Origin of the sequence: uncultured Megamonas sp., assembly GCF_958438645.1 — a bacterium.
GTDB lineage: Bacteria > Bacillota > Negativicutes > Selenomonadales > Selenomonadaceae > Megamonas.
Genome location: NZ_CAUBSM010000001.1, coordinates 249794 through 268929, shown reverse-complemented (window position 1 = coordinate 268929; position 19136 = coordinate 249794). Strand labels below are relative to the sequence as shown.

At 34.4% G+C, this 19136-nt stretch carries 13 protein-coding genes; all 13 read left to right on the top strand.

Annotated features, from left to right (window positions below):
- Nucleotides 1-265: 265 nt before the first annotated feature.
- Nucleotides 266-553, top strand: a complete 288-nt coding sequence (locus Q5I67_RS01285) for a zinc-ribbon domain containing protein (protein WP_008538738.1) — start codon at nucleotides 266-268, stop codon at nucleotides 551-553.
- 113 nt (nucleotides 554-666) lie between these two features.
- A complete protein-coding gene (locus Q5I67_RS01280; protein ID WP_296896009.1) occupies nucleotides 667-1458 on the top strand; it encodes a basic amino acid ABC transporter substrate-binding protein in 792 nt (263 codons plus the stop codon).
- A gap of 93 nt (nucleotides 1459-1551) precedes the next feature.
- Nucleotides 1552-2217, top strand: coding sequence for an amino acid ABC transporter permease (locus tag Q5I67_RS01275; RefSeq protein WP_296896007.1), 666 nt, complete (start codon nucleotides 1552-1554; stop codon nucleotides 2215-2217).
- A complete protein-coding gene (locus Q5I67_RS01270) occupies nucleotides 2204-2923 on the top strand; it encodes an amino acid ABC transporter ATP-binding protein (RefSeq protein WP_296896020.1) in 720 nt (239 codons plus the stop codon). Before Q5I67_RS01275 ends, Q5I67_RS01270 begins: the two co-directional genes overlap by 14 nt.
- 667 nt (nucleotides 2924-3590) lie before the next feature.
- The gene (rpoB, locus tag Q5I67_RS01265) at nucleotides 3591-7268 is read left to right on the top strand and encodes a DNA-directed RNA polymerase subunit beta (RefSeq protein ID WP_296922399.1); all 3678 of its coding nucleotides are present in this window, start codon (nucleotides 3591-3593) and stop codon (nucleotides 7266-7268) included.
- Between the two features lie 170 nt (nucleotides 7269-7438).
- The gene (rpoC, locus tag Q5I67_RS01260) at nucleotides 7439-11602 is read left to right on the top strand and encodes a DNA-directed RNA polymerase subunit beta' (RefSeq protein ID WP_302486121.1); all 4164 of its coding nucleotides are present in this window, start codon (nucleotides 7439-7441) and stop codon (nucleotides 11600-11602) included.
- A 275-nt stretch (nucleotides 11603-11877) separates the two neighbouring features.
- On the top strand, nucleotides 11878-13863 hold the full coding sequence (gene tkt / locus Q5I67_RS01255; protein WP_302486120.1) for a transketolase: 1986 nt from the start codon (nucleotides 11878-11880) through the stop codon (nucleotides 13861-13863).
- Nucleotides 13864-14061: 198 nt separating this feature from the next.
- Nucleotides 14062-15180 carry a type III PLP-dependent enzyme gene (locus tag Q5I67_RS01250; RefSeq protein ID WP_302486119.1) on the top strand — a complete coding sequence of 373 codons (1119 nt, stop codon included), beginning with the start codon at nucleotides 14062-14064 and terminating at the stop codon, nucleotides 15178-15180.
- Nucleotides 15181-15232: 52 nt separating this feature from the next.
- Nucleotides 15233-15388 carry a hypothetical protein gene (locus Q5I67_RS01245; protein ID WP_302486118.1) on the top strand — a complete coding sequence of 52 codons (156 nt, stop codon included), beginning with the start codon at nucleotides 15233-15235 and terminating at the stop codon, nucleotides 15386-15388.
- A gap of 104 nt (nucleotides 15389-15492) precedes the next feature.
- Complete coding sequence (locus Q5I67_RS01240; RefSeq protein WP_302486117.1) at nucleotides 15493-16947, top strand: aminotransferase class I/II-fold pyridoxal phosphate-dependent enzyme; 1455 nt, start codon at nucleotides 15493-15495, stop codon at nucleotides 16945-16947.
- The gene (locus tag Q5I67_RS01235) at nucleotides 16947-17621 is read left to right on the top strand and encodes a thymidylate kinase (RefSeq protein WP_296923365.1); all 675 of its coding nucleotides are present in this window, start codon (nucleotides 16947-16949) and stop codon (nucleotides 17619-17621) included. Before Q5I67_RS01240 ends, Q5I67_RS01235 begins: the two co-directional genes overlap by 1 nt.
- Nucleotides 17622-17771: 150 nt before the next feature.
- The gene (locus tag Q5I67_RS01230; RefSeq protein WP_302486116.1) at nucleotides 17772-18131 is read left to right on the top strand and encodes a hypothetical protein; all 360 of its coding nucleotides are present in this window, start codon (nucleotides 17772-17774) and stop codon (nucleotides 18129-18131) included.
- Nucleotides 18115-19125 carry a DNA polymerase III subunit delta' gene (gene holB, locus Q5I67_RS01225; RefSeq protein ID WP_302486115.1) on the top strand — a complete coding sequence of 337 codons (1011 nt, stop codon included), beginning with the start codon at nucleotides 18115-18117 and terminating at the stop codon, nucleotides 19123-19125. The genes Q5I67_RS01230 and holB overlap by 17 nt, the downstream gene beginning before the upstream one ends.
- Nucleotides 19126-19136 lie beyond the last annotated feature (11 nt).

The window sequence follows — 19136 nt, the reverse complement described above, 5'->3', positions numbered from 1 at the left end:
TTAGTATATCAAATATAAAATATCATTTCAATTTATATAAAAATAAATATTTATAAATTACATGTATAATTATACGAAAAAATCGAGATAATTTTTTATAATTTTGCATTGCAAAGGCAAATTTTGCTTGATTTTTATTAGATAAAACTTTATACTAAAAGAAGCAAGTAGCTTTTTTGTTCTAACATGAAAAATGACGTGGAAATCATGCACTTATGGGATAAAACGGCTTGGGCTTAATCGAACTTTTTAAGGAGTTTTAAAAATGGATTTTCAAGACAAAACATTAGTATGTAAAGATTGTGGTAAGGAATTTGTTTTCAGTGCAGGAGAACAAGCTTTTTATGCAGAAAAAGGCTTTGAAAATGAACCAGCACGTTGCCATGAATGCCGTGATAAAAGACGTCGCGAACGTGAAGGCGGAAAAGAACAACGTCAAATGTATACTGTAGAATGTGCAGAATGCGGAAAAGAAACACAGGTTCCTTTTGAACCAAAAGGTGATCGTCCTGTTTATTGCCGTGACTGCTTTAACGCTAGACGCAATAAATAATTTGTCTTAACCGGCAAGGAGGCTCGGAATTTTCCGGGCCTTTTTTAAGATTAGATGCAATTATCAATTATATTATTTATTTTATAATAATTTTAAAGAAGGGAAGTTACATAATGAGTAAAAAACTATTAACTTTATGTGCTCTTTGTATGTTTGCTGTAAGTGCACTTTTTGCTGGCTGTGGACAAGATAGTTCTGATAAAACAGCTTCAAGTGGTGAAAAAGTATTACGCGTTGGTACAAATGCTGATTTTGCTCCATTTGAATTCCAAGATGAAAATGGTAGTACTGAATATCAAGGTTTTGATATGGACTTAATTAGAGCTGTAGCTAAAGAAATGGGTTATACAGCTGAAATTCAAAATGTTAACTTTGATGGTTTAATTCCTGCTATGGAATCTGGTAATATTGATATAATTGCTTCTGGTATGACTATCAATGACGAACGTAAAAATCAGGTAGAATTCTCTGATCCTTATTATACTTCCGGTCTTACTATTGTTGTTCCAAAAGATAACAATGATATCAAAGGTTTTGCTGACTTAAAAGGTAAAAAAATCGCTGTACAAATTGGTACAACTAGCATGGAAGAAGCACAGAAAATCGAAGGTGCTGATGTAAAAGCTTTAAATAGTTCTGCTGATACATTTATGGAATTAAAAGCAGGTAACGTTGATGCAGTTATCAATGACCTTCCTGTAAATGATTACTATATTGCTAAAACTAAAGATACTGATGTAAAACGTTTAGATGACAAACTCACTTCTGAAGAATATGGTTTTGCAATGAAAAAAGGTAATACAGAATTAAAAGAAAAAGTAGATGCAGCATTAAAAACTCTTAAAGAAAATGGTGAATATGACAAAATCTATGAAAAATGGTTTGGCACAAAACCTGCTAAATAATAGATTTTGTATTTAACATAGTAACCTAGAAGGACACTGTCTGATGGTCAGTGTCCTTTTTCTATAACAGAAGAAAGTGAGGAGGTTTTATTTTTGGATTTTAAATTTGATATTATTATTAATGCTTTTCCATTGCTTATAGAAGGTGCTATCTTTACAATTCAAATTACAGCACTTAGTGTAGCAATAGGTATTATTATTGGTTTGTTCGTTGGCGTTGCTCGTATTAGTAAAATAAAAATAATTAAATGGTTAGCAGCTATTTATGTTGATTTCTTGCGTGGAACACCTTTATTAGTACAGATTTTCTTGATATATTTTGCTCTACCAGTTTTAACAGGTATAAAAATGAATCCGTTTGTAGCTGCTATTGCTGCTTGTAGTATCAACAGTGGTGCATATGTAGCTGAAATTTTTAGAGCTGGTATACAATCTATCGATAATGGTCAGATGGAAGCTGGTCGTTCTTTGGGCTTATCTTGGTTCCAGACGATGAGATATATAATTATCCCACAGGCTTTTAAACGTGTAATACCACCATTAGGTAATGAATTCATTGCTTTATTGAAAGATTCATCATTAGTATCCGTTATTGGTTTTGAAGAATTGACTCGTCGTGGTCAATTGGTTATTGCTAGAACATATGCTTCTTTAGAAATTTGGGTTTGTGTTGCTTTGATTTATTTAGTAATGACATTATCTATTTCTCGTTTTGTAGCATATTTAGAAAGAAGGTACCAAGTTGATGATAGAAATTAAAAATCTGCATAAATCCTTTGGACATATAGAAGTATTAAAAGGTGTAGATGTTTCCATAGCAGAAAAAGAAGTGGTAGTTATAATTGGGCCAAGTGGTTCTGGTAAATCTACACTACTTCGTTGCATGAACTATTTAGAAGAACCTACAAGTGGAGATATCACTGTAGATAATATGAAGCTTGATAAACATGCAGATATTAATAAAATTCGTGAAAATATCGGTATGGTATTCCAGCGTTTTAATTTATTTCCACATATGACAGTATTAGAAAATATTGTACTTGCTCCTATGAAGGTATTGGGAATTTCTCGCAGTGAAGCAGTCGAAACAGCTATGGATTTATTACAAAGAGTTGGATTAAAAGAAAAAGCAAAAGCATATCCAAGTCAACTTTCTGGTGGTCAGCAACAGCGTGTTGCTATTGCTCGTGCACTTGCGATGAAGCCAAAAGTTATGCTTTTCGATGAACCAACATCAGCTCTTGATCCAGAAATGGTAACAGAAGTTTTAGATGTTATGAAAAAATTAGCAAAGCAAGGTATGACTATGGTCGTTGTTACTCATGAAATGGGCTTTGCCCGCGAAGTGGGAGACCGCGTGCTATTTGTAGATGAAGGTCGTATTATTGAAGAGGGAACACCAAAAGAAATTTTTGAAAATCCTAAACAAGAACGTACAAAATTATTTTTATCTAAAATTCTTTAAGATTAAAATCAAATATTATAGTTTAAATAGTATTTTAAGCTATAATATTTGATTGACGCTTATAAACTAGTATGATATAATTTATTATTACTGGACGTGTGATTATTTGTCTTAGATTTTAGTTTAATAAGCCAAATGAAAATCAGTCTATGATGGGCAACGTTCAAAAAATTTAACATAATTGTAAACAGTTTTTATTAAAAATATAAGAAATATATAGCAAATATGTTAGATTTTAGGTAAGTTAAAATAACAAACCTATTAAGTTAACGTTCTTTAAAAACGTAAAATAATGTAGTGTTTTATATTTAAAAGCTACAAAGGGATTTTTGACAGTTCCTTTAAGAATGAAATTTTTAGTTCTTAAAAATCTTATCTTGGTGATTATGTGATTAAATATTTATCACAAGATAAAGAATGTCAATATCTTTGATTACGTTATAGAAATATAAAGTTATTTCTATGACTTTATATATTTTTTGGAGTGAATGAGGTGTACAAAGGAATATCTTTGGCAATTACAAAGCAAGGTCTTTAAAAAGAAAAAGTGCCTTGCCTTTTTAACGTTTAATGTGTAGTAATAGTTAATAAGTAAGCGAAAGATAAGAAAACACTTTGTTCCTATGTTAATATTAGTTTCAATTCGGTTTGAGGGGTGAAGATTTTAATGTTCAATCCTGTCTCAGTTGGTAAACGGACCAGGTATAGCTATGCCAAAATCAAAGAGGTTATGGATATGCCTCATCTTCTGGATATCCAGAGAAATTCTTATGATTGGTTTATGAAGGAAGGATTACAGGAGATTTTCCATGATATTTCTCCAATTCAGGGATTTACAGGAAATCTCATGTTATCGTTTGAAGGATTCCATTTAGGAAAACCAAAATATGATATTGATGAATGTAAGGAACGCGATGCTACGTATTCTGCTCCTCTACATGTCAATGTACGCCTGGTTAATAATGATACTGGCGAAGTAAAGGAACAGGACGTTTTCATGGGTGAATTTCCACTCATGACAGAAACAGGTACATTTATCATCAATGGTGCGGAACGTGTTATCGTAAGTCAGCTCGTTCGTTCTCCTGGTGCTTATTATGGAGAAAATATTGATCCTACTGGTAAAAGATTATACAACGCCACAGTTATTCCAAATCGTGGTGCATGGATAGAGTTTGAAACAGATTTAAATGATGTGATTTCTGTTCGTCTTGACCGTAATCGTAAATTGCCAGCTACAGTATTAATCCGTGCATTAGGTTATGGTACAAATGATGCTATTATGTCTTTATTTGATAATGATGAACGCATTAGAAACACTATAGACCGTGATAATACAGTAACAAAAGAAGAAGCATTAGTAGAAATTTACAAAAGACAACGTCCAGGTGATCCACCTACTGTAGATAATGCTAAACAACTTCTAGAACAACTTTTATTTGATCCAAAACGTTATGATTTAGCAACTGTAGGACGTTACAAACTAACTAAAAAATTAGGTTGGAAACGTCGTATTTTAGGTAAACAATTAGCTGAACCATTAGTAGATAAAGAAACAGGCGAAGTTTTAGTTCCTGCTGATGTTGTAATTGAAGCATCCATGGTTGAAGGTATTACTGTTGAACAGGAAAATAATATCTTTGGTGAAGATGAACATGCAATTGTTTATGTAAAAGATAAAAATCATGACAGAATAAAAATGATTTGTTCTCGTACATTGCCATATCATCATCGTACAATTACTATCAATGATATCATTGCTTCCATTAGCTATTTATTAAACTTAATGGATGGTCATGGACATAAAGATGATATCGACCATTTAGGAAATCGTCGTATTCGTTCTGTTGGTGAACTTTTACAAAACCAATTCCGCATTGGTTTATCTCGTATGGAACGTGTAATCAGAGAACGTATGAATACACAAGATAATGACGTAATAACAGCTCAAAATCTTGTAAATATTCGTCCTGTTGTAGCAGCAATCAAAGAATTCTTTGGTTCTAGCCAGTTGTCTCAGTTCATGGACCAGAATAATCCACTTAGTGAACTTACACATAAACGTCGTTTATCTGCACTTGGTCCTGGTGGTCTTAGCCGTGAACGTGCAGGGTTCGAAGTTCGTGACGTACACAACTCCCACTATGGTCGTATGTGTCCTATCGAAACGCCAGAAGGTCCAAACATCGGTCTTATCGGTTCCCTTGCAACATATGCTCGTATTAATGAATTTGGCTTTATGGAAACACCTTATCGTAAAGTCGATAAAGTTAATAAACAAGTAACAACAGATGTTCGTTATTTAACAGCTGATGAAGAAGATGATTTAGTAATTGCACAAGCCAATGAACCATTAGATGAAAATAACTGGTTTAAAGCTAAACGTGTAACAGCTCGTGTTCATGAAGAAACAATGCTTGTTGATGCAGATAGTGTAGATTACATGGACGTATCACCAAAACAGATTGTATCTATCGCTACAGCAATGATTCCATTCCTCGAAAACGACGATGCTAACCGTGCACTCATGGGTGCGAACATGCAACGTCAGGCTGTTCCTCTTTTCAGAACACAGGCTCCACTTGTTGGTACTGGTATGGAATACAAAGCAGCTTGCGACTCTGGTGTTATGGTTCTTGCAAAACATGCAGGTGAAGTTGTTCGTGTAACAGCAGATTTCATTGAAGTTCGTGCTGACGAAACTGGTGAAATCGATCATTATAAATTACAAAAATATTTACGTTCTAACCAAGGTACATGTATGAACCAAGTACCAATCGTGTACAAAGGTGATCATGTAGAAGCTAAAGAACCTATCGCAGATGGTCCAGCAACAGATCATGGTGAATTAGCACTCGGTTATAATGTTATCGTAGCATATATGCCTTGGGAAGGTTATAACTACGAAGATGCGATTTTATTAAGTGAAAAACTCGTAAAAGAAGATATTTACACATCTATTCATATTGAAGAATATGAATGCGATGCTCGTGATACAAAACTTGGACCTGAAGAAATCACACAAGATATTCCAAATGTAGCAGAAGACGCTCTTCGTGATCTCGATGCAGATGGTATCATTCGTATCGGTGCGGAAGTTCGTGCAGGCGATATCTTAGTTGGTAAAGTTACACCAAAAGGTGAAACTGAACTCACAGCAGAAGAAAGATTACTTCGTGCTATTTTCGGTGAAAAAGCCCGTGAAGTTCGTGATACATCTCTTCGTGTTCCACATGGTGAATCTGGTCGAATTGTTGATGTTAAAATCTTCAATCGTGCTAATAACGATGAATTACCACCTGGTGTAAATCAATTGGTACGTGTATATATTGCTCAGAAACGTAAAATTTCTGTCGGCGATAAAATGGCTGGTCGTCATGGTAACAAAGGGGTTGTATCCCGTGTTATGCGTGAAGAAGATATGCCATTCTTACCAGATGGTACTCCAGTAAATATCGTGCTTAACCCATTAGGCGTGCCTTCGCGTATGAATATTGGACAGGTACTTGAAACTCATCTTGGTATGGCTGTTCGTGAACTCGGTATGCAGATTAAAGCAGGAGATCCTACTGTAGAATCTCGTTTACGTGCAATCGGCTATGATTTTGATAAAAATGGTATGCCAAAACCAGATGTTGCTGGTATTCATATTGCAACACCAGTATTTGATGGTGCTAAAGGTAACGAAGTATTTGAAACACTCAAAGCTTCTGGCTTCTCTGATAATGGTAAAACTATTTTATATGATGGTCGTACAGGTGAACCTTTCGAAAATCCTGTTACAGTAGGTTGCGTGTACATGCTCAAACTTCATCACCTTGTTGATGATAAAATCCATGCTCGTTCAACTGGTCCATACTCTCTCGTTACTCAACAGCCTCTTGGTGGTAAAGCACAATTTGGTGGTCAGCGTTTCGGGGAAATGGAAGTTTGGGCTCTCGAAGCATATGGTGCAGCTTATACACTTCAAGAAATTTTAACAGTTAAATCTGACGATGTTGTTGGACGTGTTAAAACATATGAAGCTATTGTAAAAGGTGAAAATATTCCTGAACCAGGAGTTCCTGAATCCTTTAAAGTATTAATTAAAGAATTACAAAGTATTGGTCTTGATATCAAGGTTCTTTCTGAAGATGCACAAGAAATCATGATCAATGATATTGAAGATGATATCAATGAAACTGCAAAAGAATTAGATATGGATGCAACAGCTACTAAAGAATCTTATGGACAAGCTGTAACAACAGACGTTTCTGATGAAAATGTAGTAGATGATGATTATACTACTGAAGAACCAGCAGATGATATTATTGCTGATCTTGGTACAGATAATTTTGATGAATAATATAATGGTTTAATTTAATTGATTTAAGAGCATTTATCTATATAAATGCTCTTAATCAATAAATTAAAATAGTAATATAGTAAGTAGGTAGCTTTTATTGGCTGTTTATTAGTGATAAAAGTTTTTAACAGATGCAAGGCTGAATTTTAAAGAAAGGGAGTGACAGCCCCTTGTTAGATGTAAATAATTTTGATTCTATGCGCATAGGACTAGCTTCTCCAGAAAAGATTCGTGAATGGTCTTATGGCGAAGTAAAAAAACCAGAAACTATTAACTATCGTACATTAAAACCTGAACGTGATGGTTTGTTCTGTGAAAGAATTTTTGGTCCTACACGTGATTGGGAATGTCATTGCGGTAAATACAAACGTATTCGTTATAAAGGTATTATTTGTGACCGTTGTGGCGTAGAAGTAACTCGTGCTAAAGTACGTCGTGAACGTATGGGTCATATAGAACTCGCTGCACCAGTATCTCACATTTGGTATTTTAAAGGCATTCCAAGTCGTATGGGCCTTATTTTAGATATATCACCTCGTTCTTTAGAGAAAGTATTATACTTTGCTTCTTATATAGTATTAGATCCAGGTGATACACCACTTATCAAAAAACAACTTTTATCTGAAAACGAGTACCGTGAATATTATGATAAATATGGCTCTAGCTTCAAAGTAGGCATGGGTGCTGAAGCGGTAAAACAACTCTTAGAAGAGTTAGATTTAGATAAAATGAATAAAGAATTACGTGAAGAACTTCGTACTTCTAGCGGTCAACGTAAAGTTCGTGCTATTCGTCGCTTAGAAGTAGTAGAAGCTTTCCGTAAATCTGGTAATAAACCATCTTGGATGATTCTTGATGTAGTACCAGTTATTCCACCAGAATTACGTCCAATGGTTCAATTAGATGGTGGTCGTTTCGCTACATCTGATTTGAATGATTTATATCGTCGTGTAATCAATCGTAATAATCGTTTGAAACGTTTATTGGATTTAGGTGCACCAGATATCATCGTACGCAATGAAAAACGTATGCTTCAAGAAGCAGTTGACGCACTTATCGATAATGGTCGTCGTGGCCGTGCTGTAACAGGTCCTGGTAACCGTCCACTCAAATCTTTAAGTGATATGCTCAAAGGTAAACAAGGTCGTTTCCGTCAGAACTTATTAGGTAAACGTGTTGACTATTCTGGTCGTTCCGTTATCGTTGTAGGTCCTGAACTTAAACTTCATCAATGTGGTTTACCAAAAGAAATGGCTCTTGAATTATTCAAACCATTCGTAATGAAAAAACTTGTAAATTCTGGACTTGCACATAATATTAAATCTGCAAAACGCATGGTTGAACGTATCCGTCCAGAAGTTTGGGATGTATTAGAAGAAGTTATTAAAGAACATCCAGTTCTTTTAAACCGTGCCCCTACGCTTCACCGTCTCGGTATTCAGGCTTTTGAACCTGTACTCACAGAAGGTCGTGCACTTAAATTACATCCACTTGCTTGTACAGCTTATAATGCTGACTTCGATGGTGACCAGATGGCTATTCACCTTCCACTTTCAGCAGAAGCTCAAGCAGAAGCTCGTATTTTAATGCTTGCTGCTAACCATATCTTAGCACCAAAAGATGGTGGCCCAATTATCACTCCATCTCAGGATATGGTACTTGGTTCTTATTATTTAACTATTCTTCGTCCTCATGCACAGGGTGAAGGTAAAATCTTTACTGGTATAAATGAAGCTATTTTAGCTCATCAACATAAAAATCTTCAATTACAAGCATTAATTCAGGTTCGTATGGAAGGATATGGCCTTGTAAAAACAACTCTTGGTCGTATGATTTTCAATGAAATTCTTCCGCCTGAAATTCGTGACTTCTATCAAGTAACAAAAGTATCTTTAGAAGCTGATACACCAGAAGCTCGTGAAGCTTTAATTAAAAGCTTAAAAGGTAAGAAAATGGCTGAACCTATCGTTAATAGCGAAGGTAAAGAAATTGTTCCAGCAGATACAGCTGTTGATGCTGGTTATATTAAAAACTTACTTGCTAGCGATGCTAAAGAAGCTATTGTTCATGGTGGTAACTCTGGACAATGGTATCTCGGTTATAAAACAGGTAAAAAAGAACTTGGTAAATTAGTTGCTAGATGCTTTGAAACATTTGGTGGTTCTAAAACTGCTGAAGTAATTGATAATGTTAAAAACTTAGGTTACCATTATGCTTGTCTTGCTGGTATGACAGTTGCTATCTCCGATATCATCGTTCCACCAGAAAAGAAAGAAATTTTGGCAGCTACAGAAAAAGTTGTTAACCGTGTTGAACGCGACTATAATCGTGGTCTTATCACTGAAGATGAACGTTATAAGAAAGTTGTAAAACTCTGGAGCGATGCTACAGATGACGTTGCTGATGCGATGATGGCTAACATGGATACATTCAATAATATCTTCATGATGGCTGACTCTGGTGCCCGCGGTAACAGACAGCAGATGCGTCAGCTCGCTGGTATGCGTGGTCTTATGGCTGATCCATCTGGTAAAATCATCGACTTACCAATCAAAGCAAACTTCCGTGAAGGCTTAACAGTGTCTGATTACTTCATTTCTTCTCATGGTGCTCGTAAAGGTCTTGCCGATACAGCACTTAGAACAGCTGACTCTGGTTACCTCACTCGTCGTCTTGTTGACGTTGCTCAAGACGTTATCGTTCGTGAAGATGACTGTGACGTTGTAGGTATTAACCTCGTACGTGAACGTGCAAAACTTGCTGCATCTTCTAGTGCTGCAATCAAAGAACTTGGCGATAGCTTAAAAGGCCGTGTGCTTGCAAATGATATCGTTAGTCCAAAAACTGGAGAAGTTCTTTATACTGCAGATACTACACTTGATGAAGAAGCTCTCAATACTATTGGTGAACATAATGTTAGCGAAATCGTACTCAAAGGTTCCGCTATTTATGAAGGACTCAACTCTATGTCCACTGAAACAATAGCTCTTGGTGCTCCTGAAGAAAATGTACGTAAATCCATCAAACATGCTATGATGCATGAAATGCTTGGTAAAAATACAACTGATGCTGTTTATGATAGCACAGGTGCAGAAATCATTCCTGCAAATACACCACTTACAGAAGAATATATCGAAGCTGTATTAAATAGCGATGCGAAAGAAGTTAAAGTTCGCAATAACAATATTCGCGGTATCGAAGTTGAAGCTATTAAAGAAGGTAACGGTATCATCGAATCTCTTGAAGATCGTATCGTAGGACGTGTATTAGCAGAAGATATTATCGATCCTGCTACTGGTGAAAAAATCGCTTCCCTTAACGAAACAGTTACACCTGCTCTTGCTAAAGCAATTTGCAAAGTACGTGAAAAAGTTTCTATTCGTAGCGTACTCACATGTAAATCTCAGCTTGGTGTCTGCATTAAATGTTATGGTCAAGACCTTGCTACAGCAAATCAGGTTGAAGTGGGTGAAGCAGTTGGTATTATCGCTGCTCAGTCCATCGGTGAACCTGGTACACAGCTTACAATGCGTACATTCCACTCCGGTGGGGTTGCCAGTGATGAAGATATCACACAGGGTCTTCCACGTGTTGAAGAATTGTTCGAAGCAAGAAAACCAAAACATCATGCTATTATTGCAGAAATTGAAGGTACTGTACTCATTTCTGAAGATAAAGAAATGCGTGTGGTTACTATTACACCAGATGAAGGCGAATCTAGAGAATATTTAATTCCATATGGTTCTCGTCTCATCGTTAAAAATGGTGCAAGAATTAAGCCAGGTGAAAAAATCACTGAAGGTTCTATTAATCCACATGATATTTTACGTATTTGTGGCTTACGTGAAACACAGCGTTACCTCGTATACGAAGTACAGAAAGTATATAAATCTCAGGGTGTTGGTATCAACGATAAACATATCGAAGTTATGGTTCGTCAGATGCTTCATAAAGTTAAAATTGAAGATTCTGGTGATACAGATTTCCTCCCTGGTGAATATATTGATATCAATAGTTTTGAATCTGCAAATGCTAAAACTATTGAAGAAGGCGGTATTCCAGCCGTTGCTCGTCCAATCCTCTTAGGTATTACAAAAGCTTCCTTGGCAACAGATTCCTTCTTATCTGCCGCATCATTCCAAGAAACTACTCGTGTTCTTACTGATGCAGCTATTAAAGGTAAGGTTGATCCACTTATCGGTCTTAAGGAAAATGTTATCATTGGTAAATTAATTCCAGCAGGTACTGGTATGAGTAGATATAGAAATATTAATGTAGTTGATTTAGAGGCTGCTGAACATAAAGCACAAGAAGAAGCTACTGTAACAGAATAAGATAAAAAGCAAGATACTTTAGAGTATCTTGCTTTTTCTTTTGGGTGAAATTTATTATAAAAAAAGTTGCATAATAAAGATTTTTTGCTAGTTTATAAATCTATTTGTTGAAAAAAACTGAAATATCCATTATAATAAATTTGTTTGATTAGATAAGTTGTATTTTTGTTAAATAAAGTTGTAATACAACATTAGGAAGTATATAGAGTTATATAAATTTTTTAAAAATATATAAAAATATATATAAATCCTAAATAAAAAAAGGGGTAGTAAAAATGACAGACATTAATAATTTATCAGTTAATGCCATTCGTGTATTAGCAGCAGATGAAGTACAAAAAGCAAATTCCGGACATCCAGGCCTTCCTCTTGGCTGTGCACCAGTTGCTTATGAACTTTGGGGCAAACATATGATCCACAATCCTAAAAATCCTAAATGGGTTAATCGTGATCGTTTTATCTTATCTGGTGGACATGGTTCTTCTATGCTCTATGCTCTTTTACATTTGTTTGGTTATGGCTTAACTATAGAAGATCTTAAAAACTTCCGTCAAGATGGCTCTTTAACTCCAGGTCATCCAGAATACGGTCATACTGTAGGCGTTGAAGCAACAACTGGTCCACTCGGTGCTGGTATGGGTATGGCTGTTGGTATGGCTATGGCTGAAGCTCATTTGGCTGCAACTTTTAATAAACCAGAATTCCCTGTTGTTGACCATTATACTTATGTACTCGGCGGTGACGGCTGCATGATGGAAGGTATTTCCTCTGAAGCATTCTCCTTAGCAGGTACACTTGGTCTTAATAAATTAATCGTTATCTATGATAGCAATAGAATTTCTATCGAAGGTAGCACAGATATTGCTTTCACTGAAAATGTACAAAAACGCATGGAAGCATTTGGTTTCCAAACTATCACTGTTGAAGATGGTAACGACTTAGAAGCTATCGGCAAAGCTATTGAAGAAGCAAAAGCTGATAAAACTCGTCCTTCTTTCATCACTGTTAGAACTCAAATCGGCTATGGTTGCCCAGCAAAACAAGGTAAAGCTTCCGCTCATGGTGAACCTCTTGGTGTAGATAATGTAAAAGCTATGAGAGAATTCTTAGGCTGGGAAAGCGAAGAACCTTTCTATGTTCCACAAGAAGTTTATGATAACTACAATAAATTAGCTGAAAATGGTGCTAAAGCTGAAGAAGCTTGGAATACACTCTTTGCTAATTACTGTGCAAAATATCCTGAATTAAAAGCTCTTTGGGATAAATACTTCGGTGAAGTTGATGCTAAAGGTCTTCTTGAAGATGAAGAATTCTGGGCATATGAAGATAAAGCAGTAGCAACTCGTGCTCTTTCTGGTACAATGATTAACCGCTTAAAAGATAGATTACCAAATCTCTTTGGTGGTAGTGCTGATCTTGCACCTTCAAATAAAACACATATGAATGATGCTGGTGATTTCAGCAAAGATGATTATCTTGGCAGAAACTTACACTTTGGTGTTCGTGAATTCGCTATGGCAGCTATCGTAAATGGTATTCAATTACATGGTGGCTTAATCTCTTATGGTGCTACATTCTTCGTATTCAGTGATTATACAAAACCAATGCTTCGTTTAGCTTCCTTGATGAACTTACCTGTAACAATGGTATTCACTCATGATAGTATCGGTGTTGGTGAAGATGGCCCTACACATGAACCAGTAGAACAATATGCTATGCTTCGTTCTTTACCAAACTTCAATTTATTCCGTCCAGCTGATGCTACAGAAACAGCTGCTGGTTGGTATCTTGCTGTAACAAGCAAAACTACTCCAACAGGTTTAGTATTAACTCGTCAGAACTTACCACAGCTTCCTGGTAGCTCTAAAGAAGCATTAAAAGGTGGTTATGTAATCGCTGACTCCACAAAAGAAACTCCAGATGCAATCATCATTGCAACTGGTTCTGAAGTATCTTTAGCTTTAGATGCTAAAGCAGAATTAGCAAAAGAAAATATTGATGTTCGTGTAGTAAGTATGCCTTGCGTAGACTTATTCGAACAGCAATCTGCTGAATACAAAGAAGCAGTTCTTCCAAAAGCTATTCGTGCTCGTGTAGCTGTAGAAGCTGGTACTGATTTTGGTTGGGGTAAATATGTAGGTTTAGATGGTGCTGTAGTAACTATGCATGGTTTCGGTGCTTCTGCTCCTGCTGGTATCTTATTCAAAAAATTCGGTTTCACTACTGAAAATGTTGTAAATACTGTTAAATCTGTTCTTTAATAAACAGTAAATATTTTTATAGAAAAAGACGATTGTCTATGGCAATCGTCTTTTTTGTATTTTTACATAAAATTTATAAAAACTTATAACAATTTCAGTTGAAAAGTAGTATAATGTTGTAAGTTTATAAAATGCGTTTTATAAACATCATTTGTTAATGCACATCAAAGATACTGTGCGAAGAATAAGGGGAGTGTTATGAAAAGTTTTAAACTGACAAAAGAAAAAGCTACAATGTTAGCACAAAAATATGCTACACCATTAGAGGTGATTTCTGTAGGGCATATTGAAGAAAATTATAATTTATTGTGCAAACATATACCAAGGTTGAAGGTTTTTTATGCAATTAAAGCTAATTCAGCGAAGTGTATTTTAGAGAAGCTGATAAAATTAGGCTCTAATTTTGATGTCGCTTCAGCCGGAGAGATAAGGCTATTGTCTGAAATGGGTGTATCAGGAGAAAGAATGATTTATGCTAATCCTGTTAAAACAATAGAAGGACTGATTGAAGCCAGTAAGGTGGGTATAAAGCGATTTACTTTTGACAGTGAAAATGAAATTGATAAAATAAAAAAATATGTACCAGATGCAGAAGTTTTAGCTCGTGTGAAGATTAAACAATCCGATGCTATTGTAAATTTAAATATAAAATTTGGTGCAGATGAGACAAAGATTTTAGATTTATTGAATTATGCAAAAGCTAACGGTTTAAAAGCAAATGGAATATGTTTTCATGTGGGAAGTCAAGTTCTCTCTATGAATTCATATAAAAAAGCTTTTTCTTTAGTACGAGAATTAATAGATAAAATTCGTGATAATGGTATTGATATAAAATATATGGATATTGGTGGCGGTTTACCTGTACCATGTTTAGACAAAGATGTCGATGCAGAAAAAATCATGAAAAGTATAAATGATTGTTTAGCTGATTTTGAAGATGTAGAAGTTTGGGCTGAACCTGGTAGATATATTTGTGGTAGTGCCGTAAATGTAATTACTTCAATAATTGGTAAACAAATGCGTGAAGGCAAACAATGGTATTATGTAGATGATGGCATATATGGTTCTTTTTCAGGAATTTTATTTGATCATTGGAATTATGATATAATATCATTGAAAGATGAAAAAAATGCTGATGAAAAAGCCACTATAGCAGGTCCGAGTTGCGATTCATTGGATATAATAAAAAAAGAAATGTATTGTCCACAATTAGATGAAGGAGATTTATTAATAGCCTTAAATGCTGGAGCTTATAGTAAAGTATCGGCTACGACTTTTAATGGATTTTCTTTACCAAAGACAGTGGCATTAGAATAGTATTTTGAGAGGAGGAAAAACCATAAGTAAAGCATCTATTGCTAATTTATTAGTGATTATTTTAGTTTTATGTGGTGTCTTTTTTACAATGTCTCCAGAAAGTCAAAAAGGATATAGTTCTTTTATGGAAGTGATGTTAGGCTTAGTAGGAGCATTTGTAGTAGTGACTATTGTTAGAATGATAATAGCAGGTAGACGAAAAAAATAATATTTATTTTTATATTTAGCGATTTTGAAATTAAAATTCCTATATTTTTATATAGGAATTTTTTTTATGATATACTAGATTTAGTTTTTAAAGGAGGTTTTTTAATGGAGCAAAATAATACACCTTTGTATACAGCAATGAAAAAATATATTGAAGATAAAGCGATGGCTTTTCATACACCAGGACATAAACAAGGCAAAGGTGCTGCAAATGAACTTCGTGAAATGATAACAGATACAGGACTTAAGATGGAAGTATCTTTAATGGAAGAATTAGATGATATACATGGGGCGTCTACTTGTATAAAACAGGCACAGGATTTGGCAAGTGATTTATATGGTGCAGATGAAACTAGATTTTTTATCAATGGAACGACAGGTGCTATTCATGCGATGATTTTAACGGCTGTAAATCCTGGAGATAAGATAATAATACCTAGAAATGCACATCGCTCTGTACTTGGTGGTTTGGTTTTGGCTGGAGCAATACCTGTATTTATTCAGCCGGAAATAGATGAAAATTTGGGTATTGCTATGAGCATTACGAAAACTGAATTAGAAAAAGTAATACGTGAAAATCAAGATGCTAAAGCTGTAATAATGGTTTATCCTACATATTATGGAGTGGCAGGGGATATACAAAGTATAGCTAAATTGGTGCATGAAAATAATATGTTATTATTGGTAGATGAAGCACATGGGCCACATTTAGTTTTTTGCGATAAACTTCCAATGCAAGCATTATCCGCAGGGGCAGATATTGTTGCCCAAAGTACGCATAAGATCGTGGGTTCAATGACGCAAACATCTTTATTGCATATGAAAAAACAACGCGTAGATGTAGAGCGTTTTAATAAAATGTGTAGTCTAGTGCAATCGACAAGCCCTAATTATTTATTATTGGCTTCACTTGATGTAGCACGCAGACAAATGGCAATGGAAGGTAAAGATTTAGTCGGTAGGGCTGTGCAATTAGCGGAAGATTTACGTGAGCAAATTAATAAAATTCCAAATCTAAGTTGTTTTGGCCGTGAGTATATGAACAGTGAAGGCAAATATGATTTAGATGTGACAAAAATAACTGTTTGTGTGCGTAAGCTAGGAATAAGCGGTGCTCGGGCAGAACAGATTTTACGACATAAATATAAGATTCAATGTGAATTATCTGATATGTATAATTTATTATTTATTATTTCCTATGCTGATAGTGAAAAAGAATGTGCGTATTTATTACATGCTTTGCAAGAATTGGCAAAATCTTTTCAGGATAAAGAGATGATTCCATTGGTGCAGATTAATTTGCCAAGTATTCCTCGTTATGTTTTATCGCCAAGACAGGCAATGTTTGCTAAGACGAAAAAAGTAAAATTTGCACAAAGTGTAGGTAAGATAGCTGGGGAATTGATCACATTTTATCCACCGGGAATACCTGTGATTTATCCAGGTGAAGAAATAAGTCAAGAAATTATTGACTATGTATTGTTGCAAAAGCAAAATGGAGGTCATATAATAGGCCCAGAAGATATGAATTTAGAAAATATTAATATAGTGGAGGAATAATAGTGAAAGGAAAACTCATAATCATTGAAGCAGGTGATGGTTGTGGTAAAGCTACACAGACTAAGCTTTTATATGATAGATTAAATCAAGCGGGTTATAAGGTAAAAAAAATAGAGTATCCAGATTATGAAAGTCCAGCATGCACTCCAGTGAAAATGTATTTACAAGGTGAGTTTGGCGGTCATGTAGATGATGTAAATGCTTATGCTGCTTCAGTATTATTTGCTGTGGATAGATATGCTTCATATCGCATGAAATGGAAAAAGGATTATGAAGAAGGCACTATTATTTTAGCGGATAGATATACTACATCGAATATGGTTCATCAAGCTGTAAAAATAGAAGATAGCAAAATGCGTGATGAATTTTTATCATGGCTTTGGGATACAGAATTTACGAAAATGGGACTTCCAGTGCCAGATAAAGTTATTTTCTTGAATATGCCACCAGATATAAGCAATAAGTTGATTGATAATAGAGCCAAAAAAGATAATCGCAAAAAAGATATCCATGAACAAGATAAAAATTATTTAGAAAAATGCCATGAGGTTTATCAGGAAATGGCAAATCGCTATGATTGGGATATCGTTGAATGTGCTAGAGATAATCAATTGAGAACTATAGAAGAAATTCATGAAGATGTTTGGCAAAAAATCCAAGGTTTGATTAAATAAAAATAGTAGATAAAAGTCGATAAACTTTATAATTAAAGAGCTTTATGATATACTAAGTTTTAGTCATAAAAAATAAATTATGGCTAAAACTTTTTTATTAATAAAAAAATTTTGCTGTCTAAATATATGTAAGAGTAAAGGATGTTCAATATGAGTCAAGAAAAGAATAGTATGTTAAATGATGAATTCTATTCTATGATGCAGATGCAACGCATAAAAGTAGATGACGAGTATAAATTATTATTACAAAATCCTAGTAGTGAACAGATGCAAGTTTATCAGGCAATTATTAAGGATTTTGTGACCTTAGCTGTAAGACAATTTTATATTGTGGTGACAAATTCTGTAAAAGAAGATTTACCGCAGTATAATTTATATGATTATGCAAATAAAGTAGATGATTTATTATTAAATATCAATCAATGTATTGAAAATGAAGATACAGTATCTTTATCACAGTATCATGAACAGATAAATGAACTATTAAATAAGTTTGTTTATATTAATTAAGATGAGCAGTTGGCAAGATATTTATGGGCATGAGCAAATAAAAGCGGATTTACAATTATTATTGCAAGAAAAGAAATTACCTCATGCCTTATTATTTTCAGGAATTGATGGTATTGGCAAATTATTAATGGCTAAAATGTTAGCTAAATCACTACTTTGTCCTAATTTTAAAGAAAATAATACAGCTTGTGGTTATTGTAATTCTTGTAAGATGTTTGATGAACAAAACCACCCAGATTATTATTTTTTAGAACCAGAAGGTAAAACAAGAAAATTAATTAAAATTGAGCAGATACGTCAAATGCAATCACAAATTGCACTATCCCCATATTTATCGGATAGACGAGTAGTGATTATAAATGATGCTCAATATTTGAACGATACAGCAGGAAACAGTTTGCTTAAGACTCTAGAAGAGCCAGTAGGCGAAGTGTTTTTTATTTTAATTACTTCAAATAAAGATATGATATTATCTACGATTTTATCGCGTTGTATGAAAATATATTTTGCTCCTTTAAATTATCAGGAAGTAGCAAAGGTTTTGCAACAAAAAATGGATATAACGCAAGATAAAGCAATGATTATTGCTAGATTATCTGGCGGAAGTATTTTAAAAGCTATGCAATTTATTGATGATGACGCTTTAGCCTTAAGGCAAAAGGCATTGTCTTGTCTTCAAGAAGATTTTTCAATCAAACAAATTTGGTCGTTTATTGATGAATTATCAAATTTGGATAGAGAAAAAATAAATGAAATAATGAGTCATTTGCAGATGTTATTGAGGGATTTATTACTGATAAAGGTAAATAAAGATATAGATATTATTTACAATCAAGATATAAAAGAAGACTTGTTAAATTTACAAGGTAAATATAATGAAGTCGATTTATTGGCAAAATTGACTTTGGTAGAAGATATTTTAAAGCGATTAAATTCTAATGCTGATATAAAACTTATCTTGCAAAAATTTATTTTAGACTGGCAAAATAAATAACGAGAAATAAA